At 33.0% G+C, this 26,558-nt stretch carries 25 protein-coding genes; 14 read left to right on the plus strand and 11 right to left on the minus strand.

Annotated elements, in window-relative coordinates:
• The first annotated feature begins 52 nt into the window (after nucleotides 1-52).
• The 6 genes from GC105_RS06750 to GC105_RS06775 all read left to right on the plus strand — a co-directional run bounded on the left by GC105_RS06750 (nucleotide 53) and on the right by GC105_RS06775 (nucleotide 7,171).
• The gene (locus GC105_RS06750) at nucleotides 53-352 is read left to right on the plus strand and encodes a PTS sugar transporter (protein ID WP_152803003.1); all 300 of its coding nucleotides are present in this window, start codon (nucleotides 53-55) and stop codon (nucleotides 350-352) included.
• A 65-nt stretch (nucleotides 353-417) separates the two neighbouring features.
• A complete protein-coding gene (locus GC105_RS06755) occupies nucleotides 418-1,692 on the plus strand; it encodes a PTS transporter subunit IIC (protein ID WP_207706951.1) in 1,275 nt (424 codons plus the stop codon).
• A 28-nt stretch (nucleotides 1,693-1,720) separates the two neighbouring features.
• Nucleotides 1,721-2,197, plus strand: a complete 477-nt coding sequence (locus tag GC105_RS06760) for a PTS sugar transporter subunit IIA (RefSeq protein ID WP_152803005.1) — start codon at nucleotides 1,721-1,723, stop codon at nucleotides 2,195-2,197.
• 110 nt (nucleotides 2,198-2,307) lie between these two features.
• Nucleotides 2,308-3,396: an NAD(P)-dependent oxidoreductase gene (locus tag GC105_RS06765; protein ID WP_152803006.1), complete on the plus strand. Its 1,089-nt coding sequence runs from the start codon at nucleotides 2,308-2,310 to the stop codon at nucleotides 3,394-3,396.
• Between the two features lie 38 nt (nucleotides 3,397-3,434).
• The gene (locus GC105_RS06770) at nucleotides 3,435-4,256 is read left to right on the plus strand and encodes a class II fructose-bisphosphate aldolase (protein ID WP_246169753.1); all 822 of its coding nucleotides are present in this window, start codon (nucleotides 3,435-3,437) and stop codon (nucleotides 4,254-4,256) included.
• A 23-nt stretch (nucleotides 4,257-4,279) separates the two neighbouring features.
• Nucleotides 4,280-7,171: a sigma 54-interacting transcriptional regulator gene (locus tag GC105_RS06775; protein WP_152803008.1), complete on the plus strand. Its 2,892-nt coding sequence runs from the start codon at nucleotides 4,280-4,282 to the stop codon at nucleotides 7,169-7,171.
• 90 nt (nucleotides 7,172-7,261) lie between these two features.
• Here the strand turns inward: GC105_RS06775 and GC105_RS06780 are convergent, their stop codons facing one another.
• From GC105_RS06780 to GC105_RS06810, 7 genes are all read right to left on the minus strand, one after another.
• Complete coding sequence (locus tag GC105_RS06780) at nucleotides 7,262-8,683, minus strand: ABC transporter ATP-binding protein (protein WP_152803009.1); 1,422 nt, start codon at nucleotides 8,681-8,683, stop codon at nucleotides 7,262-7,264.
• A 31-nt stretch (nucleotides 8,684-8,714) separates the two neighbouring features.
• Complete coding sequence (locus GC105_RS06785; RefSeq protein WP_152803010.1) at nucleotides 8,715-9,386, minus strand: energy-coupling factor transporter transmembrane component T; 672 nt, start codon at nucleotides 9,384-9,386, stop codon at nucleotides 8,715-8,717.
• The gene (locus GC105_RS06790) at nucleotides 9,387-9,983 is read right to left on the minus strand and encodes an MptD family putative ECF transporter S component (RefSeq protein WP_152803011.1); all 597 of its coding nucleotides are present in this window, start codon (nucleotides 9,981-9,983) and stop codon (nucleotides 9,387-9,389) included. It abuts the gene before it with no gap.
• Nucleotides 9,976-11,745 (minus strand): ABC transporter ATP-binding protein, encoded by a 1,770-nt coding sequence (locus GC105_RS06795; protein ID WP_152803013.1) that lies wholly within the window; start codon nucleotides 11,743-11,745, stop codon nucleotides 9,976-9,978. Before GC105_RS06795 ends, GC105_RS06790 begins: the two co-directional genes overlap by 8 nt.
• Nucleotides 11,742-13,508: an ABC transporter ATP-binding protein gene (locus GC105_RS06800; protein ID WP_152803015.1), complete on the minus strand. Its 1,767-nt coding sequence runs from the start codon at nucleotides 13,506-13,508 to the stop codon at nucleotides 11,742-11,744. Before GC105_RS06800 ends, GC105_RS06795 begins: the two co-directional genes overlap by 4 nt.
• Before the next feature lie 70 nt (nucleotides 13,509-13,578).
• Nucleotides 13,579-14,172, minus strand: coding sequence for a TetR/AcrR family transcriptional regulator (locus GC105_RS06805; RefSeq protein ID WP_152803017.1), 594 nt, complete (start codon nucleotides 14,170-14,172; stop codon nucleotides 13,579-13,581).
• 145 nt (nucleotides 14,173-14,317) lie between these two features.
• Entirely contained in the window at nucleotides 14,318-14,863 is a 546-nt protein-coding gene (locus GC105_RS06810; protein ID WP_193708315.1) for a cupin domain-containing protein, read from the minus strand.
• Nucleotides 14,864-15,054: 191 nt separating this feature from the next.
• Between GC105_RS06810 and GC105_RS06815 the strand changes: the two genes are divergently transcribed.
• Both GC105_RS06815 and GC105_RS06820 read left to right on the plus strand, forming a co-directional pair.
• Entirely contained in the window at nucleotides 15,055-15,963 is a 909-nt protein-coding gene (locus GC105_RS06815) for an AraC family transcriptional regulator (RefSeq protein WP_152803021.1), read from the plus strand.
• 14 nt (nucleotides 15,964-15,977) lie between these two features.
• Nucleotides 15,978-16,403, plus strand: coding sequence for a DUF3788 domain-containing protein (locus GC105_RS06820; RefSeq protein WP_152803022.1), 426 nt, complete (start codon nucleotides 15,978-15,980; stop codon nucleotides 16,401-16,403).
• A 323-nt stretch (nucleotides 16,404-16,726) separates the two neighbouring features.
• On the opposite strand, the gene GC105_RS06825 is transcribed toward GC105_RS06820, so the two are convergent.
• Genes GC105_RS06825 through GC105_RS06840 form a run of 4 tightly spaced genes read right to left on the minus strand, consistent with a single transcriptional unit; the run spans nucleotide 16,727 to nucleotide 19,371 of the window.
• Nucleotides 16,727-17,515 carry an ABC transporter permease subunit gene (locus GC105_RS06825; protein ID WP_152803024.1) on the minus strand — a complete coding sequence of 263 codons (789 nt, stop codon included), beginning with the start codon at nucleotides 17,513-17,515 and terminating at the stop codon, nucleotides 16,727-16,729.
• A 26-nt stretch (nucleotides 17,516-17,541) separates the two neighbouring features.
• Nucleotides 17,542-18,411: an ABC transporter ATP-binding protein gene (locus tag GC105_RS06830; protein WP_152803026.1), complete on the minus strand. Its 870-nt coding sequence runs from the start codon at nucleotides 18,409-18,411 to the stop codon at nucleotides 17,542-17,544.
• A 23-nt stretch (nucleotides 18,412-18,434) separates the two neighbouring features.
• Nucleotides 18,435-18,887 (minus strand): DUF3021 family protein, encoded by a 453-nt coding sequence (locus GC105_RS06835; RefSeq protein WP_152803028.1) that lies wholly within the window; start codon nucleotides 18,885-18,887, stop codon nucleotides 18,435-18,437.
• A gap of 49 nt (nucleotides 18,888-18,936) precedes the next feature.
• The gene (locus GC105_RS06840; RefSeq protein WP_152803030.1) at nucleotides 18,937-19,371 is read right to left on the minus strand and encodes a LytTR family DNA-binding domain-containing protein; all 435 of its coding nucleotides are present in this window, start codon (nucleotides 19,369-19,371) and stop codon (nucleotides 18,937-18,939) included.
• A 376-nt stretch (nucleotides 19,372-19,747) separates the two neighbouring features.
• Here GC105_RS06840 and GC105_RS06845 point away from each other — a divergent pair, with 376 nt between their 5' ends.
• The 6 genes from GC105_RS06845 (at nucleotide 19,748) to GC105_RS16820 (ending at nucleotide 26,475) form a co-directional block, all read left to right on the plus strand.
• Nucleotides 19,748-20,221, plus strand: coding sequence for a flavodoxin domain-containing protein (locus GC105_RS06845; protein WP_152803032.1), 474 nt, complete (start codon nucleotides 19,748-19,750; stop codon nucleotides 20,219-20,221).
• A 319-nt stretch (nucleotides 20,222-20,540) separates the two neighbouring features.
• Nucleotides 20,541-22,988, plus strand: a complete 2,448-nt coding sequence (locus GC105_RS06850) for a pyruvate formate lyase family protein (RefSeq protein WP_152803034.1) — start codon at nucleotides 20,541-20,543, stop codon at nucleotides 22,986-22,988.
• Nucleotides 22,989-23,292: 304 nt separating this feature from the next.
• Nucleotides 23,293-24,756 (plus strand): protein adenylyltransferase SelO, encoded by a 1,464-nt coding sequence (locus GC105_RS06855; RefSeq protein WP_152803036.1) that lies wholly within the window; start codon nucleotides 23,293-23,295, stop codon nucleotides 24,754-24,756.
• Nucleotides 24,757-25,208: 452 nt separating this feature from the next.
• A complete protein-coding gene (locus GC105_RS16815) occupies nucleotides 25,209-25,352 on the plus strand; it encodes a hypothetical protein (RefSeq protein WP_193708310.1) in 144 nt (47 codons plus the stop codon).
• Nucleotides 25,353-25,614: 262 nt separating this feature from the next.
• A complete protein-coding gene (locus GC105_RS06860) occupies nucleotides 25,615-26,091 on the plus strand; it encodes a hypothetical protein (RefSeq protein WP_207706952.1) in 477 nt (158 codons plus the stop codon).
• Between the two features lie 225 nt (nucleotides 26,092-26,316).
• Nucleotides 26,317-26,475: a hypothetical protein gene (locus GC105_RS16820; RefSeq protein WP_193708311.1), complete on the plus strand. Its 159-nt coding sequence runs from the start codon at nucleotides 26,317-26,319 to the stop codon at nucleotides 26,473-26,475.
• Nucleotides 26,476-26,558: the final 83 nt, after the last annotated feature.

Genomic DNA, 26,558 nt, shown 5'->3' on the forward strand with positions numbered 1-26,558 from the left:
TATATAATAGTAAGATGTGAATACGCATCTAAAAAACCTGGAGGTGAAAATAATGAACGATACAATTAAAATTGTATGTTGCTGCGGAGCAGGTATCTGTACTTCGAATTACTTAAGAGAAGAAATTGAAGATCGTCTAAAAGCAGAAGGATTTAAAAAAGTTAAAGTTGTGATAAGCAAAGTCAATGATCTTGAAGAGGCAATAGTTGGAGCAGATTTATTAGCAACGACTGTTGAATTACAGAGGGATTATGGAATACCCCAAGTAAGAGCACTAGGAATAATGCTCGATGATGCTGCTGCAACAGAAGCGCTAGATAATATTGTACAAATACTAAGACAAAGAAAATGAATTAGGTTAAGTTGAAAAACTAAATTAGCAGCTATCTGATATAGATAGCTTAAGGAGGAGCTAAAGTGAATTTTATTGATATCATTACGAAAGGACTTTCAACATTTTTCGCGTTTAATTCAACGGTAACAATCGTTGGAATAATACTAATAGTATCATTATTGGCAAAAGTAGGCATTAAAAAAGCAATAACTGGTGCCCTTAAAGTATCAATTGGGCTACAAGGTATATTTATTGTAGTTGATTTAGTACAATCAGCAATGGTAAGCCCAATTAACAATATTATCACTCTTTATGGTTTGAATAAAAGCATAGTAGATATTGGGTGGGGAACTGTAGGTTATGCATTTGGAAATCATTATGGATATTTTGGAGTGTTTGTATTCCTGATAATAAATGTATTTCTAGTATCTATTAAGTTTACACAGACATTATATGTAGATGTTTTTAATACGTGGAGAGGGATGCTTCTTGGAGGCATGGTAGGTGTAGCTACAGGAAACCTGTGGATTGCAACTTTTGCAGTAGTAATATTTCATATAATTGATATTAAAGCTGCTGATATTGCTGCACCTTATATAGAAAAAATAAATAATTTTCCTCCAGGTGGATCATGGCCACACGGGACACATTTCTCATTTCAGGCAGTAATGGCAATGCCTATTGTTTGGGTTTTAAGAAAGACACCTGTAATTAAAGACATCAATGTTCAAGCAGAAACCATAGAAGAAAAGTTTGGAATATTTGGTGAAACAACAGTTATGGGAACAATTTTGGGTATAGGAATTGGACTATTTAGCCAAATAGGAATCATGGAATCTTTATTATTAGGCGTAAAAATGGCAGCAGCATTCCTTCTTATGCCAAGAATGTGTGCAATACTTGTCGAAGGCTGGTTTCCTATTATTAAAGCAGCACGAAAAATACTTGTTGGGAAACTTAAGAGAGATGACGTACGTATAGCACTTGACTGTTCTACTGTTATTGGTCACAGTGCAGTAATACCTACCACATTGATTATGTATCCCATAGCACTTTTGATTTCTCTTTTCTTACCAGGGAATTACATGATCGCTTCTATAAGTCTTATTATTGTTCTTTGGGAGAGTGCAGCAGTTAATTCTATTACTGGAGGAAACATATTTCATAACATAATAACATTATCAATAATTATTTGTTTCTTCTGCTGGGGAGCGACGATAATGGCAGGTCCAATGACAGATCTCGCAGTTTCATTAGGGTACAATGCGTCAAACGGAATGGTATCTGCTTGGGACGCAGCTGGTACTCCTGCATTAGTTCTAGTTTATAAAGTAATAGGAATGATATTTGGATTTTAATAAGATGCAAAGTTAGGAGAAGATTTTTATGGACGAAAAAATAGAAGAAGTATTTCATGATGTATTGTTATTATCTGATATCAAAACAAAAGAGGAAGTAATAAAAAAAATGTCAGACTATTTGCTGGATAAAGGTTATATTACTGACGAATATTATCTTGCAACAATAGAACGAGAAACTATATTTCCTACTGGGTTACCAACGAAACCTATTGGTACTGCCATACCTCACTCAGAAGCAGAAAATGTAGTTAAACCTGCAGTAATATTAGCGGTACTCAATAATACAGTAAAGTTTTCTGATATGAGTAATAGAGAAAATGAAATTGATGTAGGAATAGTATTTCTGATGGCACTGAAAGGCGAGAATAATCAAATTAATTATCTCAGAAATATAGCAGATTTTTGTAAGGAAGAAGAGAATGTATTGAAAATTTACAATTCAAAATGTAAGAAAGAAGCAATGGTGATATTTTCAGAAGAGATACTAATGCAATCTACATAAGATAAATGAGTATATGTTAATAAGTACTTAATAAATAAGGGTGTACCTGTCTAATATATACTATACAAGACAGGTATTGCCGAACAATAAACTAAATTTGGAGGACGAATATGATTATACAAAAAAAAATTAAGACCCTAATTGTCGGAGATGACTGGGTAAGTACTGAACATCTGGCTGAAGCGATGAAAGATGTTTTAAAGGGATATGATTATGAAATCATTACTCATACAATAATTATGGATAAACCAATGAGCAGGGATAAAAAGGACGATATAGGAGACGATACCGTCAACGAATATTGTGGAACACCTGAGGAGATAATAGATAGATTAGAAGGAGTAAATTTACTTGTGACACATACTGCACCAATAACAAAACAAGTAATTGATGCAGGAAAGGATCTCATAGCCATTGGATGCTGTAGGTCAGATATAGTAAATGTAAATGTAGAGTATGCTACAGAGAAAGGTATATACCTATTTAACTCACCAGGTAGATCCGTTGAACCTGTTTCCGATATTACAATAACCTTTGCTTTATCTTTGGCAAGAAATATTTTAAAGGCTAATGAGTATGTGAAAGCAGGTAGGTGGAATAGAGATATGAATAGAGAAGAGCCCGAATGGGATGAATTCTATACATTCAGAGGACCTGTAATGAAAGGAAAGAAATTTGGTATAGTTGGACTTGGTAAAATCGGAAAAAAGGTTGCAGAAAAGGCTAAGGCTCTAGGATTTTCTGTACAATTATTTGATCCTTTTCTTCCAGCAGAAATGGTTAATGTGTATGGAAAAAATTGTTCTTTAGAAGAGATTTTTTCTACAAGTGACTTTATTACTATCCATATTCCTCCAGTGGAAAGTAATAGAAACCTTATAAATAAAAAACTTTTTGACTTAATGAAATCATCCGCATACTTTATTAATGTTTCAAGAGGTGAAATTATTGATGAATTAGCATTAATTGAAGCATTAGAAGAAAAGAAAATTGCAGGAGCAGCATTAGATGTATTTTGGAAAGAGCCTTTAGAACTTGAGAGTCGATTAATGAAACTAGATAATGTTATACTGACGCCTCATATTGCAGGACAAAGATATGATGTTTCAGAGGGTTCAGCAGATATATTAAGGGAACAAATGTTGCCGTTTTTTCAAGAAAGTTCTTTAAAAACGTGTATAAATATTAGTGGAAAATAAAAAAATAGGTAAAGGGATGAATCAATTTGTTAGTAACCATGAAAAAATTGCTTGATGATGCTAAAAAAAACAATTATGCAGTTGTAGCACCAAATGCTTGGAATGAAGACACTATTAGAATGTCAATAGTTGCAGCAGAACAGGAAAAAGCTCCACTTATCTTAGCACTATACCCAGTAATGGCGAATATAGAAGACTTTGCACAAATCGCTTGTAAATTCGCAGAAGATTCAAAAGTGCCTGTAGCGGTGCATCTAGATCATGGGAGTCAATTTGAGGAAGCTGTGAGAGCAATTAGATCCGGGTATTCTTCTATTATGGTTGATAGGTCACAGCTACCTTATGATGAAAATGTTAAGGAAGTGAAAGAGATAGTCAAAATTGCTCATTCGGTTGGTGTTACAGTAGAAGCTGAGCTAGGCCATGTTGGACAGGGTAAAGACTATACGAAAACCAGGGATTGTGGACTTACTAATGTTGAAGAAGCTTTAAGATTTGTAGAAGAAACTCAAGTAGACTGTCTTGCTGTGGCGATTGGAACATCTCACGGAGTATACTGTGGTGAACCTAAGATTGACTTTAATCTACTAAAAGTATTGAATGAAAACATTAAAGTCCCTCTTGTTCTACATGGGTCATCTGGAACTGGAGATGAGAATATATCCAAATGTGTTGAATATGGGATAAATAAAATCAACCTATTTACAGATTTGGATTTAGCTGCATCGGATATGTTTATAGAGTATATAAAGAATAAAAGCAGTATTAGAATTGTTGAAGCATGTAATATATTATATAATGGGTACAAAGAAAAGCTTATACATAATATAAAACTAGTTAAATCAAATAATAGGGTGTAAAAGGTATTATTCGGGGGTACAAAATGGAAATAAGCAATGAAGAAAGAATACAAAAGATTATTGATGAAGAAAATAAATACAATCCATTTACTGATGAAGATATAGCAAATAGTATGGAAGTATTAAGAGAGACTGTAACAAATCTGCGAAAAAAGCTGGGAATACCAAATTCTAGAGAGAGAAAAAAGGAAGTAATTGTTAAAGAAATTTTAAATCTGATATCAAGAGAGAAAAATCCTTCTAACAGTGATATTTTAGAAGAATTAAAAGTAATGGGAGCAAAAATTTCTCAATCCATTCTTGATGAGATTTTTGATAATTTATCATTTTATAAAGAAAAGTATAGTATAGAAAATAGCTCTGGAAATAGCGAAAATTCATTTAGTAAATTGATTGGACATGAGAGAAGTTTGACTAAAATTATTAAACAAGCCCAAGCATCACTTTTGTATCCCCCTTTTGGCTTGTCTACCCTGATAATTGGTGAAAGTGGGATAGGTAAAACATTATTTGCCGATTGTATGTACGATTTTGCACTTGAGAATAACATAATTAAGTCTGGTTCCCCTTATATAACTCTTAATTGTGCGGATTATGCAGATAATCCACAGTTGCTATTATCTATATTGTATGGATATAAGAAAGGATCATTCACTGGAGCAGAAGATGATACTCCTGGCTTTGTTGAAAAAGCTAATAATGGTATTTTATTCTTAGATGAAATACATAGATTACCCCCTAAAGGCCAGGAGATATTATTTACTCTTTTAGACAAAGGGAAGTTTAGAAGACTTGGTGAAACTTATAATGAGAGAAGTGCAAAAGTGCTTTTCCTGTGTGCAACTACCGAAAATATAGAGTCATCCCTTCTAATAAGCTTTAGACGAAGAATACCTATGATTATTTCTATTCCCCCTCTAGAAGATCGTAGTTTAGAGGAAAAAATAGAGTTAGCATGCAACTTCTTTCAAGAGGAATGTAATAGGACAAATTTAAAGTTATTCGTAGATTCTAAGGTGCTAGAGGCCTTCGTATTAAAAAAGTATCAAGGCAATATTGGACAAATGAAAAGTGAAATTAAAGTAACGTGTGCTAATGCATATGTCGATAATATAGGTAGAAAATCAAAAGAGATACATATAGGATTAAATGATATATTATATAATAATATTTTTAGTGAAGGATTGAATTTTGAAAGTAGCAGTATGATTAAGATTAAGACGCTTATAAATGATAAGGTTTTCATGCCTTATATGAGTGAAAACAGTGTTATTACTAAGAAAATTATTACTGAAAACTATGAAATTTCTAAGGATATTTACCAGCAAATTGAGGAAAAGTATTATGAAATAAAAAAACTTAATGTCGGACAGGAAGAAACGAAGAATATACTATGGACCTATGTATTAAATACATTTAATAGGATTGAATCAGATGCTGTAAGCAACAAAGAAGTTGATAGTGATGATATAGACAATCTTGTAGATAGAAAATTGATAAAACTGGTTAGTGAGTTTGTATCGTGTTTGCAGGACAAAAATTCAAGAATAGAAATTAATAAAAACATATTAAATCATTTGAGCATACATCTGAACGAGGCAATAAAAAGAATAAATTTTAAACAAGTTATCATTAATCCTAACTTAAAAAAGATAATAAATGAATATAATGAAGAGTACAAAATAGCGAAACTTTTGGTAGATAGAATAGAAAAAGAGTATCAAATTGTGATCCCCGATGATGAAGTTGGGTTTATAGCCATGTATATGAAAGCATTAAAAAAGACAGAAATAACAGATGAGCGGATAGGGATAATAATTTTATCTCATGGTAAGGTTGCAAGTGAAATGGTATCAGTTGTAAATAAATTGATGAATGTAGATTTTCCAATTGCAATAGATATGCCTCTTAATGAAAGTCCTACAAAAATATTTGAAAGAACTATTGAAATTGCCAAAATAATTGATAACGGAAATGGGATTCTATTCTTTTCAGATATGGGTTCACTGCTAAATATAGGCGATGTTGTCTCAAAAAGAACTGGGATTAAAACTAGGACAATTGATCGTGTAGATATCGTTACTTTAATTGAAGCGGTACGGAAAGTTTATATATCTGAAGGGGCTCTTGACCACATATATTTTAATATAGTTAATTCTAGATATGCACTATGCCAAACCTATTCAACAAATCAAAGCAAACCTTCTGTTATTGTAACACTGTGCTTAACAGGAAAAGGGTTAGCGGTTAAGATAAAACAAAGCTTGCTTGATGCATACAATGGTATAGAAATAATAACAATTGGTATGATGAATGAAAAATTAGCTGAGAAAATGAAGCTTATTAAACAAAAATACAATATAATTGCTGCTATTGGAACAATGAATCCAAATATTGAAGGAATAAATTATATTCAATATAGCGAGGATTTAATAAAGAGCAAGTATTTAGAGTTGTTGATTAATAAAGATTCAATTGATGTAAGAAAAAATGTATTGAATAAAGACTTAATCATTGTCGATAAAATCTTTAAATCAAAAGCTGAACTTTTAGATTATACGTATTCACTTCTATATAATGGTTGTTATGTAAAAAAAGAATATATTAACTCATTAATCCAGAGAGAAGATATGAATACTACGTATGTTAAAGGAGGAATAGCTATACCTCATGGCATGCCAGCATATGTAAATAAAACAACATTATTGATTGTAAAACTTAAAGAAAAAATTAACTGGGATAAGGAATGTCGGAAAGTAGATATGATATTTATGCCCGTAGTAAAAGAAAATGATATTAAATTAATCAATACTTTGTTAAAAATTGTAAAATCAGTCGATATAGTTTCAAGTATAAAAAAGAGTAAGAGCAATGAGGAAATATATAAACTAATTAGTGAAATTATTAATAAATAAAAAATATCTAAGAAACATTATTAATAGTTAAAATATTTCATCATAAAGCAAGTGGTTCATATGATGTATAATGTTCATATTGAGTAGGATTCATGTATTATGGCTAACATCAAATATCTGGTTTTTATTAAGGTGGATAAGACGATTGCAAGTATTTTCAACTAATTCCATATCATGAGTGATGAGCAGTATGATAAATTTGAGTTTAGATAAGCGTTTAATTAAGTTGCTCACTTTCATCATATTTTCATAGTCTAACCCACTTGTTGGCTCATCAAGTATTAAAACTTTTTTATCAGATAGAATAGCAGTAGCTATGGCTAAACGTTGTTTTTGTCCACCAGATAATACTTGAGGATGTATGTTTTTATACTTATACAAATCCAGTGCATGTAAAACTTCGTAAATCCTTTCCTTATTTATATTAGCATTTCCAAGGAGACACTCATTTTCTAAGCTCTCGCTAAAGAGCTGATGGTTAACATCCTGCATGACCATATAGCTTAGTTTTTTGCGCCGTTTTGTATTTAATTGATGTCCGTTCAGAAAGATTTTTCCCGATTTTTGATTATCAAGACCGCAGATACATCTAGCTAAAGTAGATTTGCCCATTCCGTTTTTGCCTACGAGAGCAGTTACTTGGTCGGAGTGAAGTTCAAAATTGATATTTTCTAGTACAATTTGTTTTCCATAAGCAAGATTAAGATTTTCTATCTTGAGTGTATGTTTAGAATCATGTTGAGATAACTCCTGTTGAATCTTATTAGAATCTAGAGCAATTAAACTTCGAAGCCCCATAATCTTTCGCATATTTTCATCCATATCAAAAAATTCATCTCCAGATAGATCTCTTTTGATTGTTCCATCTTCTATAAACAAGACTCGATCAACAACACTTATTAAATAGGAGATACGGTGTTCGGCAATGATTATAGTTTTTCCTTGATTTTTTAGTTTCGAAATTATATCACCTATTATCTTCATTGTTTGTAAATCTAAATTAGCGGAAGGTTCATCAAGTACAATTATTTCAGCTTGAGATGCGTAGGCACAAGCAAAGGCAATGATTTGCTTTTCACCGCCTGACATTTGGAGCATGCTTTTTTTAAGAAGATGATGGATTCGGAGTTGATTTACTGTTTGTCTTAGAATCTTATCTATGAGATCCAAAGCAATACCTTGGTTTTCCAAAGAAAATACAATTTCGCTTTCTGCATCTAAGTTGAAAAATTGTGTTTTAGGATTCTGAAATACACTTGCTACACTTTTAGATAATTCATAAATAGGCATTTCATCAACGCTTTGTCCGTTCACATAGGCTACATTTGTTTTTTTACCAGTTATAAAGTGAGGAATCAGACCGTTAATCAGTTTAGTAATAGTTGTTTTTCCACATCCGCTTCTGCCACAGAGCAAGATACATTCACCATTTTTTATATCTATTTGAATATCACGTACACCAGATTCTGATCTGTCCCCATAAGTGTAAGATATATTATCTAATTTAATCATGTAAAATTTCCTCTCTTTCTAAACAGAATATCTATAATATTCCTAAGTTTATTGATATGGAAGTCATAATAAGTAAAAGTGACAAGACCATGACAATATAATCTGATATTGCAAGTTTTTGATAGCCACGATAAGTACCAGGAGTAGGGTTATCAATGCCACGAGTAATAGCTGCGGCTGTTAATTCATCTGCAGTCTTAGATGCTGATATAAGAAGTGGAACACAGTAACATTCTATTTTTTGAATAAAGCCATCTATCTTACGCATACTCATAGCGTCATGTATATGTCTGAATTCTTCGCCAATTGAAGGAAAATACCGGAGCGTTACAGCAAGTGTAATAGTAATGGATTTTGGTATGTTCATTTTTGTCATAGTGGCAATAAGTTGGCTAACTTTTGTAGTACTAATGATTAGCAATAAAACCATAAACAAAGGGAATACAATACGCAGTCGTACGACAGGAATAGATGTAATCATCGCTACGGTACTGGGAAGTACCGGTAGCAAAAAAAGTTGAGCCAATACTAACGCGGTATACGTCAATACTAATTTATAGTTAAAGACATCTTTACATGACAATAACTGTATTATGCTAATTAGGATGACCATTGAAATTTCAAAGGTAATAGAATTGGCAATAAACGAGCTAATACTGACTGTAAGTAGGAGCAATAGTTTGGCTCTAATATCTAAGTGCATTTATAAAATTCCTGCCTTCTCTAAATGCCGTTTTAAAATAAAGCGGCCAAAACAAATACCTATCAAGGCTGATACGATGGTGCCTAGAATATTTAATATCCAGTTAGAATAGGTTAGAATGTCATACAATTGCTCAACATAATTAGCATCAAGGCCACTTTTGAGCATACCGTCTAGATAGTTCGCTGTATCTGTGAACATACGAAAGCTGCCGCCAATAGCGAGACCCAAAGTTGAATAAACAATATAGCTGTAGGCAATTCGCCAAAATCGCACTTTGTCATTCCACAGAATTGCCTCGGAAATTAGCGCAGCGATTAGAACGGATAGGCCCGTGATGATACCTTCTACACCAGATATCAGCAAAAATAGTGCGGGAATAATGCTAAAAAGCAGTACTACACCCCTTTTCTTTATTTTTACAACTATAAGTATGTATAAAACGCCATTTAATAGCGCAGCCAAGGGCGCATAAAACAACATGGTGTGTGGAGTAAGGTTAGCTATGGTTGAAATCAGCATAAAAATTAATGAAATTGCACTAAAAATACCACAAGTGATAAAGTCTTTTGTTGCAAGTTTGTTTTCTTTATTCATATTTTTTCTCCTTTAACTGAATATTATTTTGAACTGTCCATTCTTGTGCTTTTTTCTGTTCATCAAACATACGAGCATACCAACCTTTTTTTTCAAGGAGTGTTTTATGGTTACCTGATTCGATAATCTCACCTTTATCCAGTACAAGAATATTATTGGCATTGATTATTGTACCAAGTCTATGGGCTATAACCAATACCGTTTTATTTTTCATGAGTCTATCAAAGGCGTGCTGTATTTCAGTTTCATTATCTGCATCTAGGCTAGATGTTGTTTCGTCCAGTAGTACAATTGGTGCATCTTTGAGTAATGCTCTGGCGATGGAAATACGTTGTTTTTCTCCCCCAGATAATGTAGAACCACCTTCACCGATTATAGTGTCATAGCCATTTTCCATTTTAGTAATAAAATTATGGCAATGGGCTTCTTTTGCAGCAGCAATGACTTCATCTTTGGTAGCACTTGCTTTTCCAACTTTTATATTATTTAACACTGTGTCGTTTAGTAAATAGACGTCTTGAAATACCACCGCCATATGTTTGGTTAATGCATCAGGCGCAAATTGTCGGATATCTTCACCGTCTATGGTTATGCTACCTGATGAGACATCCCAAAAGCGAGATATAAGACTTACTATTGTCGTTTTTCCTGATCCGGATGGTCCAATCAATGCAGTTGTTGTACTATTATCGGCAGAAAATGATATGTTTTTGAGTACATCTACCTTATCAGTATATTGGAAAGATACGTTATTAAAGCTAAGGTTATAACTGTTAAAATCCGCATGATCTTTTTTGTATGAAAAGGGTTCTTCTGAAAGAATAGATATCATATTTTCGGAAGCTTTTGTGAGTGATCTAACTTGTGGATATAAGGAACTTAAGGAATTCATAGTACTGCTAATGGATATGGAAAGCAACAAAATTACAAGAAAATTTGTTGAATGCATATTCTGTTGTGTAAGTAGGTAAGTACCAATAATCAATGACATAGGCACAATAAAAGATGTTATTGTGGAAAAACTCATAGTATATGGTAGTATAGTAAGTTCTGCATGAGTGGATTCTTTTTTTAGAACACTTAGTGAATTGTCAAGCCTTTCAAATCCCTCGCCAGTAAGATTATAAAGTCGGAATGTTTTAATACCATTTATGTACTCTACGATCATTGAAATTACATTTTGTGAACTTGTACGTAGTTTTTTAGAATTTCTTGCTGCAATTTTTCCCGAAAGAGATAAGAGTGGAAAAGCCACGACTACAATAATTCCAAGGGTAAGTCCATATCTCCAATCTATGGCAAAAGATATAATAAGCGACATAAGCGTAAAAATAACAACTTTTACAAAATCACATAAGCAGTGTGTGATAATAGTTTCAAAGTCGCTTATATCCGTAGCGAGTGTACTGTTGAGCCTACCAATACTATTTTTATTAAAAAAGCCTAAATTTAAACTACGAATATGATTTCCAATTTGTAGGCGTAATTTTTTTGATATTTCAGGTCCTCGGCATTGTGCTTGTGTATATCCAATACCGTGTATGATTAATCGAGCAAAGAATATGGAAATCATAATTAGAGAATATGTTTTCAACACATCAAATGTAAATGTACCTGCTGCTAAACCCATGAATGCAAAAATCATAATACCATACATAGATGAGTTTAATAATGAATCTACCATAGATAGAATAACAGGTGAAATGAGTCTTCGAACATCACTACCTGCAAGTTGTTTTATATATTTTATAATAGAAATCATAAAGCTCGTACCTCCTTTTGGCTTGTATAAGTTTGCCACATATTTGAGTATAATCCGCCCTTCTCAAGTAGTGTATGATGTGTTCCAATTTCTTTTATCTCTCCTTCATCAAATACGCATATCTGGTCGGCATGTACGATAGTGTGCAATCGATGGGCAATCATAATAGTAGTTTTTCCAACTAAAAGATTGTTTAAAGCAAGTTGGATTTTATGCTCGTTCTCAATATCAGTAAAACTAGTTGCTTCATCAAATATGATTATAGGTGCATTTTTTAATATAGCACGAGCGATGCATATTCTTTGTTTTTCTCCTCCAGACATCTTAATGCCTTCAGCTGATAAATCGGTGTCATATTTTTTTGGGAGACTCATAATAAAATCATGTATCTGAGCTGCTTTAGCTGCGGCTTCAATATCTTCTTTTGAAGCGCTTGTTTTTCCAATTGAAATATTATGATATACTGTGTCACCTAGGATAAATGTTTCCTGAAATACGAAAGATACAAGATCCATGAGATTTTTATTTTGAATATTATAAATTGGGATACCGTCAATTGTAATTGTACCACTGTCAAGATCCCAATATCGTGGAATAAGTTGTGCAGCTGTTGTTTTGCCAGCTCCAGATGCTCCGACAAAAGCTGTTAGGCTCCCCTTCTTTAAGCAACAACTTACATCCCGTAATACTTCCTTTTTACCATATGAAAATCTCACACGATTAAAATTCACATCATAATTACCTGTATCGCAAAGTGTAAGATTTCCACTTTTAATTACGGGTATATCCATAACTTCCTTAATACGATCAATGCCAGAGGCTATTTGACTAAATATTTGCACGAAGTTAATTAAATTGCTATAAGAAGACAAGAATACGATGCTCATAATTACAAAGAATATATAAGATGACAAATCTAAAGAGTCAGTTAAGTATAAATAACCCCCAAGAGGCAAAGTGAAAAATATACCTGATTCCAAAATGACATTGCAAATCCCACGGATAGGTGCGAACTTTGAAGCAACACTCGTCCAAAATACATTAAAGTCATCGATAGTATCGGAATAATTTTGATATGAATCAGCAGTGAGATTGAATGTTTTCATAACTGGCATACCATTTACAAGTTGCATAATAACGGAATTTAATTTTCCCAATAATCTAGACATCTCTGGCATGAGTGGCTTGGCGATTATACCCATAATTACTTGTAAAATAACTGTTAGTGTAATAGGTATAAGAAGGATTAAAGCCATTGGAAGGCTTACAGTTAAAAGATAGATAAAAACTGTAATAGGAACTACTATTGCTACCACGATATCAGGTATTTGATGGGCGAGAAATACTTCAATGCGTTCCACGTCTTCAACTAGTATTTTTTTAATTTCTCCTGAACTGTTGTCGGTGAAGAAACCGAGATTGATTTCACCAATGTGTTCACTGATACGCCGTCTAACCAAATACAATGTATTATATGCACCTATGTGTGTTAATGCAAGTGAAATAGCTTGAAATATAAACCGAAAAATAATGAAAATTGTAGCTGTAATTCCATAGTTCATTGCAATGCGCATATCTCCAGTCTGATTGAACACAAACAATATGGTCTTAAATACCATCATGTATGGGACAAAAGTGCATAATCCTGATAAAACACTGAAAAAGATGGCAATGTTAAGTGATTTTTTATTGTGGTCTGCTAAAGAGAACAGATAGCTAATACCTGTGGATGATTTTTTACCGGATTCTTTTTTTTGGCTCATGTTTAACCTCCTCAATTAATAAAAATTACAAGTTAGAAGTCTCTAACTGTGGGGCGAAAAAAAGTAGATATTATCTACTTTCATTAAAGATAAACGAAAACATCAAATCAAACAAAGCGTCTAGGGTACGGTCTAAAGCGTCTTCATGTAACACATCTTTGCCTTCCTGTACCATGGCAAGTATTTTCATGAGGTTGGCGATGAGCTTATAATCAATATCAGATTGAATACCTTCAATACGTCCCAAAAGGGCGTTTGCTGCGTTTTTTTCTTTGTTATCGTCAATAAAATATTCTTTAGGTAGAGCTGCTTGTAATTTATTCTCATCTTCCTGTGTGAGATGCTGATAAATGGAATTTGGATTACAGAAGAGAGTTCTCAATAATTCCTTTCCTTCCGAAACGGAGACCTTTTCGCGCCCACTTAAAACAGTATCAAAATGCTTCCAAAATTTTTCGCGTTGAAGTAAAATAATCTCGTATACAAACATTTCTTTTGAATGAAAAAAGTTGTAAAACGTGCTCTTTTTTAATCCAACAGCCTCCATAATTTTATCAACAGATGTGTGGGTCATACCATATTCTTTGATAAGGGAGAAGCCTGCATCAAGCATCTTAATTCTCATTTCTTCTCTTTCTAAAGATGTAAAAATTTTAGGTGTCATAAAAACCTTCCTTTAACGACTAAAACTATTTGATAAAACGACTATTTATAATAAATGGTCATTTAATATATTAGCACTCTCTCTTTCATATGTCAAGAGAGTTAATCCTAAAAATCGATTAACTAATAAAGGATATGAGTATATTTTAAAATTTATGGTAGTTTTCCGCATCTTCTTTTGTTTTATGAACTGTACCATGTGGATGTTCAGGTGGTGCATAAATAGAGTATAATTTAAGTGGCTTATATCCTGTATTAATCAAATTATGCCATTTGCCTGCAGGTATAAATATTGCATAATCATCGTAGATGTTTTCTTGAAAATCCAACTTATTTTTTTCATCACCCATTTTAACTATTCCTTGGCCCTCTTCAATACGTATAAATTGATCGTGATCATGGTGAACTTCTAAGCCTATGTCATCTCTAACATTGATGCTCATTAAAGTTAGTTGCAAATATTCTCCTGTCCATAATGCTGTTCGAAAAGTATTGTTTTGTTTAGTAGCTTCCTCAATATTCACTACATATGGTTTTGGTCCATAGTCCTTTATTTTTATTAACGGTTTTGGAAAGTTTGAATAGTCAATTGGTGAGTTGTTCCAGCAAGGATATTGGTATGAATTGTAGTCATTATACATTGGTTGGTTACTCCAATAAGAGGACTGATATGGTTTATAATTATTATTCATAGTGGTAATTCCTTTCATAAGTTTTATTAATATCATATGCTATAGATAGTAGAGGTGTGTACGACAAAATTAATCTAAAATATAGATAAAATATGTACTTCGTATAAATAAAGTTATATAATTTAGAGAGCATTGACAGTCAAGCGTACTTGTTTATCTTATGTTATCCTATTTCCAAGGAGGTGTTAATTATGCACGCATGGAAACAGATACAGAAAACAGTAGACTATATTGAGAAACATATCTCTGAAGAAATAAGTATAGATTCATTGGCAAAACAAGCGTCATTATCACAATTTTATTATCAGCGGTTATTTAGTAGATTGGTTAAAAAACCTGTACATGAATATGTAAAGTTGCGTCGCCTTGCAAGAGCATCTGAAGAACTAATTAACAATGAAAAACGAATCCTCGATATTGCGTTGGATTATGGCTTTTGCTCTCATGAAACCTTTACACGAACATTCAAAAATACATTTGGTATAACACCTGAGCAATATCGTAGAAACCCTGTTCGACTTAATAATTTTGTTAAACCACAACTACTTCTGAAATATACATTAGTCGATGAAAATGTTCCCTTGATTGCCGATGATATCGTACTTGAAATTAGTCGGCGAAAGATTTCAACGTGTCAGTATTTTGTTGGAATTACTGTAGAAGAACCAATTGATAAGATGCCTGGTAGTGGAGAGACAGGGATAGATAGCCTCAGCAAGGTATGGGATGACTTCCATGAAAACAAAATTAATATAAAAGAACTTAAAACAGGGGGGGACGAAATTGGTGTTGCCTACCCTGGAACGAAAGAAGATTATTATCGCTACTTTGCAGGTGCCGAAGCTACTTCTGATAATCAGACTAAAGATTTTACTTCTTGGGAATTACATGAGGGTGAATATATTGTCTGTGCCTTTGAAGCAGAAAACTTTGAAAAGCTTATTACGGACACAGTATATAAAGCACACAAATACCTGTTTGAAACATGGCTACCTAATCATAAGTATATTACCAAGCCCTTTGCGGTAGAACGTTATGCTAGTCATGAACATGATACTACCGAAATGGAAATATGGGTTATGCCTGTTAATGTAGAATAGGAGGAGTAATAGATATGGAATGGAGCGATTGCTATGGTCCAGAGAACCTACCTACCTTAGACAATATTAGAGAGTATGTAAATAGTGACCTTTGGGAAGATTTAAATTTATTCTTACAAAACGTTTATCACATTCAACCAAAATTGACATATAGTAATTGCTCTATGCAACGAGGTTGGAATGTAAAATATCGTAAAAGTGGAAGATCTTTAGTCACTCTCTACCCTATGGAAAACTACTTTATTGCTCTTATAGTAATTGGAAATAAGGAGATGAATGAGGCTGAATTGCTAGTACCATTTTGCAGCGATTATACTCAATCCTTATTTCAAAACACAGATTTTTCTGCAGGTGGACGTTGGCTGATGTTGAAAGTTACTGAACCATCAATATTACAAGATGTAGAAAATTTAATACAGATAAGGGTAAAACCAAAATAAGAGTAAATATGGACTTGATATTATCTTTACAAGTCCATATTTTATTTATCGCGAAGACAATGAGCCAAGCGGCTGCAAGCAGACGCGAAACGATGATGAAAAGCAAGAGAAACAGGCGAAGCATGTTTGGCTTGCTTAGAAGAGGAGTAAATGTCTGCTTGCAGACATTTGGCGACGTCCGCGTGAAAAGCAAGAGAAACAGGCGAAGCATGTTTGGCTTGCTTAGAAGAGGAGTAAATGTCTGCTTGCAGACATTTGGCGACTATCCGCGTAACAACAGAGAACTCGCAAAGCGTGTTTCTTGTAGTTTAAGTCATAAAATTCTAAGCCGCAATATCTTTTTTTGAATATTTTACACATGAAACAATAACAAAGAAAATACTAACGATTAAGCCAATAAAAACTAGAAAACTATCTATTTTGCCGCTAGAAAATATATCGCCTGCTCCTGCATAGTAAAAGGGTGTGACATATTTTAAAAACTCTAGATTTTCAACTGTTTTGATCATAATATCAGTGAAATAAAGTATTGTGACAATTCCAAGTGCCAATCCAGTGTTCGCCTTTTTTGAGAACGAAGATATACCAAAACATATGAAAGCAATTTGTATATGTAAATAGAATTGTGCTAAGTGATAAAGCAAAAATTCTGGCATAGGTATTGACTCTCCAATTAATACAAATGATAGTGTTGCCATAGAAAAACATATCAATTCGAACGTAAATACAACAACTATCATCGCAATTAGTTTTTGAAAAACAACATTCGCCCTGCTGATTGGAAAAGCAAGTAAGAATTCAGCTGTATGTCCTGCCTCCTCTTTTGATAATATATCAGCCCCAAGCATTGCAGTAAAAAGTGCTCCACCTAAAGATAGTACTACACCCACTTGGCTTCCATAATATCCAATAGCTGAATAAATACTCAATTGATCAAGGCCTAATGCAGCAGATAATCCCTCCATATTGCTAAATAAATCTCCCATTTCAATTAATTGTTCTTCCATCATTGGAAACATAAGCATAACAGCCAATATTATTGCTCCAATTGAAAAAGCCCATATTAGCATAGTTTTTAAATTTGCCTTTAACTCATGTTTTATAATTGTCATAGCAAACTCCCTTCCGCCTTTTAGGCTTAATTTTCGTAAAAATGCATAAATATTTCTTCCATTGAGGGTTCTTCTATGACCATATCATCAATGGAAAGATGTTGTAGTTCATTTATAAGTGCAGCTATTTTGCCGTGATACAAAAATTCCACATTATTTTCTTTTTGAAAAATGTCTTTAATGCCATCTAATTTTGGAACTTCGCAAATACCATAAATCTTTACTCTCTTTGCATTTGCTTTTGCCAACTGTTCAACAGAATCAACTGTTATTAGTTTACCTTCTCTAACTACTGCTGCATTTTTGCAATAACGTTGAATTTCAGATAATATATGAGAGGAAAGAAATACTGTTGCACCTCTTTTATTTCTTTCTAAAAGCAAATCGAAAAATTCTTTTTGCATTAACGGATCTAATCCTGAGGTAGGTTCATCCATAATATAAAGGTCTGGTTCATGCTGCATTGCACATATAATACTAATTTTCTTCCTATTACCTAGAGAAAGTTCCTCTATTTTCTTTTTTGTATTTACCTTAAGTCTTTCACATAACTCACTCGATTGATTTTTGCAATTTTTATTATGTAACTTAGCAGAGAAATCTATAATCTCATCTACTCTCATTTTTGGATAAAACATAGCTTCCGATGGCATGTAACCAACTCTTTGTAGTATTTCAATTTTATTTTCTTTACTATCTTTTTCAAAAATTGATATAGAGCCGGATGAAGGAGATATTAACCCTAACATTAAACGTATTGTTGTAGATTTTCCTGCTCCATTTGGCCCTATAAAGCCAAACATATCCCCTTCTTTTACCGAAAAATTTAAATCACTGATACCTCTAGCCTTACCGTATTTTTTGGTCAGATTATTTATTTCGATTATATTATTCATTATGAGAATCCCCCTCTATATTTCTAGTTACTATCTTTATTTTGATAATTACTCAGCATCTGATTAAGATTTTTAGAATCTAATTTATTAGTAATATATATTCCTACCCATATTCCTATAAAACAGATAATCATATAAATTAAAAAAGAACCTATTGCCCATGTCTCCATACTATCAAACCAATTAAAGATAATACTTATAATGATAATTAAGATCATAGAACAAATAAACCATAGTCCTAATTTTATAAATAATTCTTTTTTACTATACTTATTTTCATCTGAAAATATTATCATTTGAAAAGTAGAAATGCCATAACATACAAGCAGCATTTGTAACATAATAAATATATCAACATTTCTACCTCCATGAATCAGTACAAGAATACAGTACATAGAAAGCATGGCAGCAAAATATATACATCCGTACAATTCATTTTTTAGTTCCCATTTGTAGAACTGAAAGAATTTCTTCAAAATTATAACCTCCTTTAATTAAGTTTAATTATGTAAAATTTATAGTCATCTAAGTCTGTAATACTTCTCTGAACTGTTTTGCATAATGTCTAGATATAATAATATGCTCTCCATTTTTCATAGTAGTGTCAATTCTATTTCCCATTTCACTTTTTAGGCTAGTTATCTCGTTTAGATTAATAACCATTGATTTACTACAACGAAAGAATCCAAAGTCATAAAATAACGTTTCCAATTCACTTAAAGTGTTGGACACTTTATAAACACTATCTTCTGTATAGGCAAATACCACATTGTCAACACTTTCAAAATAATAAATGCGAGAAGGTTCTATTAAATGAATTTTTCCATCTTTCTGTCCAGAAATTTTACGTTTTCTCAGATTGAGTAGGGACATAACTTCTAATATTTCATCGCTAATTTCATGACATCGAAAGACAATTTCATCTTCACCATCCTTTATGTATTCAATTCTTATTTTCATAGGCTAATACCTCCGATCCATGCAAGAATAATATTTGTAAGTAATAAACATGTAAATTCATATTTTTGAGAGTATAAAAGGACGTGATTTATTAAGATATAAATAATACTATCTTTTTTTAAATATAAACTATTGTACTATCTAATACAATACCATAGCTATTAAGTTGCAGTTTAAGACCCTTGAGTTACACATTTGACGCATTAACAGGCACTAAGATCTCGTAGGTGATGAAGAAAACCCATACTGAATAAAATTTCGTTTTATGATAAAATATAAGTAAATAAGATAAGTTAAGTATTAACTTATACGTAAATTAGTAGCCAATAAAAAGTAGTATTGATAAGTAATTTATTTTAGAAAGGGTGCGTTTGATATGAATACTTTAATTGTTTATGCAAGTAAATATGGATGTACAGAAAAATGTGCAAATTTAGTTAAAAAAGGTTTAAATGATCAAGTTGATTTAATCAACTTAAAAGAAGTAAATGATATTGATTTATCAAAATACAGTAAGGTAATAATTGGGGGATCAATCTATGTTGGCAAAATTCAAAAGATAGTCTCAGATTTTTGTTCTAAATATTTAGATGAATTATTAGAAAAACGGGTAGGATTATTTATTTGTGCTATGCAAGAAGCTGATATTATTGATAAGCAATTAAATGAAAATTTTCCTCTAGAACTAACAGAAAAAGCAGAAATCAAAGAATGGTTAGGTGGGGAATTTTTGCTGGATAAAATGAGTTTTATAGATAAAATGATAGTAAAAAAAGTATCAAAAGTTACGACTAATACAACTAATATATTAGTAGATAAAATAAATGGATTTGTAAAGATTATGAATTAATATAAATAAAGAATAGATAGTATATATACTGACAAAATTATTTAGAATTTCCCTATAATATGTAGATGGAGCATCCGGGAATAGTAGGTGCATAAATAGACGTGTTTCCAATAAATTACGTCCTTAAGCTTCATTGAATATAGTAAACTTAAGTGATATTATAAAATGGAAAACATTGTAATGAGTGTAAAGTTAAAACCTATGTTAATGTAATTTTCTATAAGCTTGTTACTAATGCATTAATTAAGTAAATAACAAACTACTTATACATAATACTTTACAGTAGTATTTTCATTATATATTAAGGAGGGAAAAGTATATGTACAAATTTAGACCAGCAACTGATCGCATTAAATTTATGCATAAGCTCATTCGTGATAGAGTTATTCAGACAGATTCAGAAAGAGCACTTATTACAACACAGTCTTACAAAAAAAACGAGCATGTGGTACCAATAATAAAAAGACCATTAGCTACCTATGATGTCTGCGCACGGATGACCGTTCGTGTAGAAGACTTTGAGATTATCGTTGGAAACAAAGCCAAAAACTTTCTCGGTTCTGGAACAAATCCTGAGTGGGGAGGGGCAGGTTGGATTCCAAGCGAGGTTGAGAATGGGAATTGGACTCTTTGGGATGACGGGCTGTATCACAACCCTGAAGGAGAAGAACTTAAACTAACCATCGCTCCCGAGGACTTGGAGGCACTTAATTCAATACGTGAATACTGGAAAGATAGAACAGTTACTACAACTGCAAACGCATGGCAACCTGATGGATACGAAGAACTTTGTCGCCTTAATGTAAGCAGCTACTTACCTGGTTCACCTCTGATGATGATTCCAGTAGGGCATCTTACCCCAGGTTTTGAGAAGATAATTAATGTAGGTTACAAAGCCATTCGCAAGCAGGCTCAGGATTGGATGGATGACCATATAGGAAATTTAATGGGTGAGGACATGGATAAGTACATGTTCTATAAATCTGCAGTTATTGCCTGTGATGCAGCTACCATAATGGTTAAGCGATACGGTCAGGAATGCTTAGACAAAGCTGAGAAGTGCAAAGATGAAAAGCGCAAGGATGAGCTCTTAAAAATGGGTGAGGGTCTCATGTGGATCTCTGAAAACCCAGCTCGAAATTTTTGGGAAGCGTGTCAGGGAACTATGATGTATCAGCTGTTTTTGGCTGTAGATGCTGGTTATCCAGCTATGGCTTTTGGTCGTTTTGATCAGTACACTTGGCCATTTCTTAAGTCTGATCTTGAGGCTGGAACTATTACCATGGATGAAGCTCAGGAGATTGTTGATGCTTTTTTTCTAAAAGCTAATTGTTTCTATGGTGCTGCTCCTGGGTTCATCGCACAAACCACGGGAATCGGAAATACATACCAACATACTACTATCGGTGGAGTTAACCGTGAAACCGGAGAAGATGCTACTAATCCTATTACTTTTATGGTTCTTGAAACCATAGGAAGACTTAAGCTGCACGATCCAACTATCTCTTTGCGTATTAATAAGAAAACTCCTAACGAACTTTGGGAATGCGCTCTAGAGACATCTAAACTTGTAGGTGGGTTGCCATTATTTCAAAATGATGAAGTCATTATGGCAGGTCTTATCAATGAACTTGATTTTGAGCTCAAGGACGCCCGTGATTATAGTGTAATAGGTTGTCAGGAAATAGTTGGTTCAGGAAATGATTATCCTGCACCTAATGGAGTTCACGCCCCTCATGCAAGTGTCCATTATGGTGGTATCTTTGATATGGCTATTAATAATGGAATCAATCCTTTTAATGGTGAAGCAAGTACACTAAAGACTGGCTACCTTTACGAGATGAAAAATTTTGAAGATGTAAAGGCTGCTGTCAGAGCTATGTCTAGCTACATACTTAAGTTGTTTGTGACGATTAACAATTATACAGAGTATTTGACTATGTACCATTGTACTCATGCAGCGCTGTCTATTTCTATGGAAGGATGTATGGAGTCTGGCAAAGATTGCGTCTGCGGTGGTGCAAAGTATAACTCCTACGGTGGTACTGCTACAGGCCTTGCTACAATTGCGGACTCTCTTACTACTATCAAGTATATGGTATTCGATAAGAAACTCTGTACAGCTAAGGAGCTTTATGATGCAGTTATGGCTAATTGGGAGGGTTATGAGGTGCTACAACAAAAGATTTTATCTGAGGTGCCTCACTTTGGAAACGATGATCCATATGCAGATGAACAAATGAAGTGGATTTGTGATACTTACTACGATATCTGTAAAGAGTGTTATAGCACAAGATCTAAAGTCTACAAGTCTGGTCTATACGGTGCATCAGATCATGTCGCACAGGGATACCATACTTGGGCAACACCAGACGGTAGAAAAACTGGAGAAGCTCTTGCTGATGCGGCTTCGCCTGCACAGGGAAGAGATCTGAACGGACCTACCAGCGTACTTAATTCGAGTACCTGTTTTGATCATACTAGGTATATGGGTGGAATGGCTATCAATCTTAGAATTCATCCTGCTGCATTAAACGGTGAGTTTGGTATAGCTAAGTTACGTGATTTGACTAAGCAGTTCTTTGAAGAAGGCGGTATGGAAGTTCAATATAATGTCGTTAGTTCAGAGACTATGAGGGCTGCACAAGAAGATCCTCAAGCTTACCGAGATCTTGTGGTTCGTATTGCCGGCTACTCTGCTTACTTTGTAGAGCTTAATACAGATTGTCAAAATGATATTATTAGAAGAACAGAAAATGCAATTTAATAAATAATTAAAATATATTTTTAAATACAATCAATTAAAAAAAGATTTAAAAAACAAAGGCTGTGAGAGGAAAAACTTTCTTCACAGCTTTTGTTTTTTAAAAATACTATAATTTCTTTTTTTATTGATTGTTAATTTACAATGTATTTTAGATGCAATTATTAGATTAAAAAGAGAGGTTTAAATCCTGAGAGAATATTGAAAATGGTAGCATAAATATATTAAGCGTGTCATCTTGCATTGAGAGGGTATAATAAATTTATAGAGGTAAAAAATAAGATTATTAAAACAAAAAGGAGATACTATGGCTGATATAAATGAAATAGGATGGAATTTAGATAATAGTTATGCGCGGTTACCAGAAGTTTTTTTTACTAGGCTTGACCCTACTCCCGTACTTTCACCTAAATTGGTCATTTTAAATGATCCATTAGCTGAGTCACTAGGATTAAATGCTCATGAGCTACAAAGTGATGATGGGGTAGCAGTGTTTGCGGGCAACAAAATTCTAAAAGGCTCTTTACCTCTTGCCCAAGCATATGCAGGGCATCAGTTTGGACATTTTAACTTATTAGGGGATGGTCGGGCTATATTGCTTGGGGAACAAATAACACCTCAAGGTAATCGCTTTGATATTCAACTTAAAGGTTCAGGTAGAACGCCCTATTCTCGTCGTGGAGATGGTAGGGCGACTCTTGGACCGATGTTGCGAGAGTATATTATCAGCGAAGCAATGTACTCACTAGGAATAGCAACTACCCGAAGTTTAGCAGTCGTAACGACAGGTGAATCAGTAATTAGAGAAACTAATCTCCCTGGTGCAATTATGACACGTGTAGCTGGGAGTCATTTGAGAGTGGGAACATTTGAGTATATTTCAAAATATGGTTCTCTTGACGAATTAAGAAAAATAGCAGACTATACCTTGCAAAGGCATTTTCCAGATGCTGACTTGGTACCTAATCCTTATCTTTTTCTACTACAGGAAGTAATAAAACGACAGGCTATACTAATTTCTAAATGGCAATTAGTTGGTTTTATTCACGGAGTTATGAATACTGACAATATGGCTCTCAGTGGAGAAACCATAGATTATGGTCCTTGTGCTTTTATGGACAACTATGACCCAGCAACTGTATTTAGTTCTATTGATATCCAAGGTCGATATGCCTATGGAAATCAACCCAATATGGCAGGTTGGAATCTTGCTAGATTTGCTGAGACATTATTGCCACTGCTACATGAAAGTCAAGAGCAATCACTTAAAATTGCTCAAGAAGCAATATCACAATATAGTGAGTTATATAAAAGTAATTGGCTTTCGGGAATGAGAGCAAAATTAGGGATTTATAATGAAGAGATAGAAGATATAACACTCATTGAAAACCTTCTTGCCATGATGCAAAAAAATCGTGCTGACTATACCAATACTTTCCGTGCTTTAACATTTGGAAAATTAGAAGACACAGTTTTGAATGGAACCTTAGAATTTACTAAGTGGCATGAACAATGGCAGGCGAGATTAGATAGACAACATGAATCTAAAGAATCATCATTTCAGTTGATGCGAAAATCTAATCCTGCGTTAATTCCACGTAATCATAGGGTAGAGGAGGCACTTAATGCAGCAGTTAAAGGAAACTATAAGGTGATGGAAGAACTGCTAAATGTTCTTTCAAATCCTTATGAACACTCGGCTAAGCAGGTCGAATACTCCACTTTACCAAAACCATCAGAACGTCCTTATCGAACATTTTGTGGAACCTGATAATTTTATAATATGAAACTCTAATATAAGATAATTATATTGAGATGGAGATTAACTTCAGATAATTTTATCCCCCATTAACAGGCACTAAGATTCCCACTTCAAAAAAGATAAGTGAAAAAGTCGCGACACTCGCAAGTGAAAGCAAACTTTCATTTGCGTAACTTAATAACTATGAAGTTAAATAGCATGCTATTTGACTTCCTTCGATTTAGCCTATCGAAAATATATTTTCGATAGGCTCATTGTTTCGCCAAAACTAATATTCAGTAAAAAAAACCTACTGAATAAAGTTTCACTTTATCTGCTTGATTTTTTTAATGTGTTATATTAAAATAATGACATAAGCTAATTAATGTATCACATTATAAAAAACATACATCATTTATCATTTTTAGGAATCAATTTAAAGATTTGCGAATAATATATAACAAAAAAGGGGATGTAATAGAATGGAAGAAGTAAGAGCAAAGCTAGAAGAATTAAGAAAATCGATTAAAGATATAAACTCTGAAAACGATTACAAGTACACAGATGGCTGGCGTGATGGAATAGAATTTGCTATTGATCGAATTGAGAAAACAATACAAATATAATAATTAGAAAACTATATAATAGTAAGAGCTTTAATGAAGGTTTGTATAAACTTAATTAAAGCTCTTTTGTCGTAGGATATTAAAATTTTTGAAGATAAGAATTTAAATTACGGCTAGAGTTAAAGAGACAATATAGTATAATCCGAAAGCCGATTGACTTGTATAATAATGGAATATATGATAAGTTGTAAACACACCCTATGATATATTATAACATTAAATCTATGGAATAATACTAAGCAAAAAGACTAGATTATTTAAGATGATAAAGAAAGGTGAATTGCAAATGAGCAAAGAAATAGCGGTATATGTTTTATTCTTTTTAACCTTCATATTTGGGAGTATATATCATTTTAGTATACGAAGACAGTGTATTTATCCGGTGAGATTAACAAAACCAAGGATTATTTTATCAACAATTTCTCCTTTCATATTTTGCTTTATAGCTTATATTGGTGGTAATTTATGGAGTCACTATATACTTGCACTTTTGGCAGCTGTATTTATAATATCTGGGGTTGTTGGAGAAGGAATTCATAAAAAAGGAATTTATTATCGCCCTATGGGACATGCAGCTCTCTTGATTAGATTGGCTAAATGGGAAGATATTAAAGACATTAAAATTGATATAAATAAAAATAAACTACATAGTTTTAGATACAAAACTACAACAATATATCCAGGTCAGTATTATAGTCACGAGGATATTAATGAATTTAAGAAATCTATTAAAATTTAATTGTACATTAAAATTAATACATTAAAACGAACAAGATTAAATCAGTTGTTCGGGGGTTCGAGTCCCTCAAGGCGCACCAATATCAGTACTTTCAAGCGTTTATAGACTACTTTAAAATGAAATTTAGCCATTATTTAGCCACTTAGTATTAATTAATGAGAATAACCCTATCACAAATATTTTGAGATAGGATTTCTGTTATTCAGAGGATATGATAAATCATGAATGATGACAAATAGATACTGTGCTACGATTTCTTTGCTAAATGAGATTGTAGATGAAAACAACAATGAACTGATTAGAAATGCATTAACAAAATTGTTGGTTGAAGAAAATACCACAGCCGTACAAGAACGAGCGAAAAGATTTTTAAGTGAATTGTAAAATTAGTTAATCATTTTCTCAAAACAAAGGGAATTAAGAAATTTGTAGAATATATATGTAAGACTATTTAGAATTGGAAATTA

Origin of the sequence: Alkalibaculum sporogenes, from assembly GCF_009362815.1 — a bacterium.
In the GTDB taxonomy this organism is placed as follows: Bacteria; Bacillota; Clostridia; order Eubacteriales; family Alkalibacteraceae; genus Alkalibaculum_A; species Alkalibaculum_A sporogenes.